This window comes from Vibrio sp. La 4.2.2 (assembly GCF_027586995.1).
Lineage (GTDB): Bacteria > Pseudomonadota > Gammaproteobacteria > Enterobacterales > Vibrionaceae > Vibrio > Vibrio mediterranei.
In genome coordinates this window covers 1-1,569 of sequence record NZ_JAPPTJ010000026.1, presented here as the reverse complement: position 1 = coordinate 1,569, position 1,569 = coordinate 1, and the positions used below count along the sequence as shown (strand labels likewise).

Sequence of the window (1,569 nt, the reverse complement as noted above, 5' to 3'; positions counted from 1 at the left end):
ACAAAATCTTAAATTGAAGAGTTTGATCATGGCTCAGATTGAACGCTGGCGGCAGGCCTAACACATGCAAGTCGAGCGGAAACGAGTTAACTGACCCTTCGGGTGACGTTAACGGCGTCGAGCGGCGGACGGGTGAGTAATGCCTGGGAAATTGCCCTGATGTGGGGGATAACCATTGGAAACGATGGCTAATACCGCATAATGCCTTCGGGCCAAAGAGGGGGACCTTCGGGCCTCTCGCGTCAGGATATGCCCAGGTGGGATTAGCTAGTTGGTGAGGTAATGGCTCACCAAGGCGACGATCCCTAGCTGGTCTGAGAGGATGATCAGCCACACTGGAACTGAGACACGGTCCAGACTCCTACGGGAGGCAGCAGTGGGGAATATTGCACAATGGGCGCAAGCCTGATGCAGCCATGCCGCGTGTGTGAAGAAGGCCTTCGGGTTGTAAAGCACTTTCAGCAGTGAGGAAGGCGGGTACGTTAATAGCGTGCTCGTTTGACGTTAGCTGCAGAAGAAGCACCGGCTAACTCCGTGCCAGCAGCCGCGGTAATACGGAGGGTGCGAGCGTTAATCGGAATTACTGGGCGTAAAGCGCATGCAGGTGGTTCGTTAAGTCAGATGTGAAAGCCCGGGGCTCAACCTCGGAACTGCATTTGAAACTGGCGGACTAGAGTACTGTAGAGGGGGGTAGAATTTCAGGTGTAGCGGTGAAATGCGTAGAGATCTGAAGGAATACCGGTGGCGAAGGCGGCCCCCTGGACAGATACTGACACTCAGATGCGAAAGCGTGGGGAGCAAACAGGATTAGATACCCTGGTAGTCCACGCCGTAAACGATGTCTACTTGGAGGTTGTGGCCTTGAGCCGTGGCTTTCGGAGCTAACGCGTTAAGTAGACCGCCTGGGGAGTACGGTCGCAAGATTAAAACTCAAATGAATTGACGGGGGCCCGCACAAGCGGTGGAGCATGTGGTTTAATTCGATGCAACGCGAAGAACCTTACCTACTCTTGACATCCAGAGAAGCCAGCGGAGACGCAGGTGTGCCTTCGGGAGCTCTGAGACAGGTGCTGCATGGCTGTCGTCAGCTCGTGTTGTGAAATGTTGGGTTAAGTCCCGCAACGAGCGCAACCCTTATCCTTGTTTGCCAGCGAGTAATGTCGGGAACTCCAGGGAGACTGCCGGTGATAAACCGGAGGAAGGTGGGGACGACGTCAAGTCATCATGGCCCTTACGAGTAGGGCTACACACGTGCTACAATGGCGCATACAGAGGGCAGCCAACTTGCGAAAGTGAGCGAATCCCAAAAAGTGCGTCGTAGTCCGGATTGGAGTCTGCAACTCGACTCCATGAAGTCGGAATCGCTAGTAATCGTAGATCAGAATGCTACGGTGAATACGTTCCCGGGCCTTGTACACACCGCCCGTCACACCATGGGAGTGGGCTGCAAAAGAAGTGGGTAGTTTAACCTTCGGGAGGACGCTCACCACTTTGTGGTTCATGACTGGGGTGAAGTCGTAACAAGGTAGCCCTAGGGGAACCTGGGGCTGGATCACCTCCTTATACGAA

General features: G+C 54.3%; 1 rRNA gene. It reads left to right on the top strand.

Annotated elements, in window-relative coordinates:
• Window positions 1–10: 10 nt before the first annotated feature.
• Window positions 11–1,563, top strand: a 16S ribosomal RNA gene (locus tag OH456_RS25895).
• Window positions 1,564–1,569 lie beyond the last annotated feature (6 nt).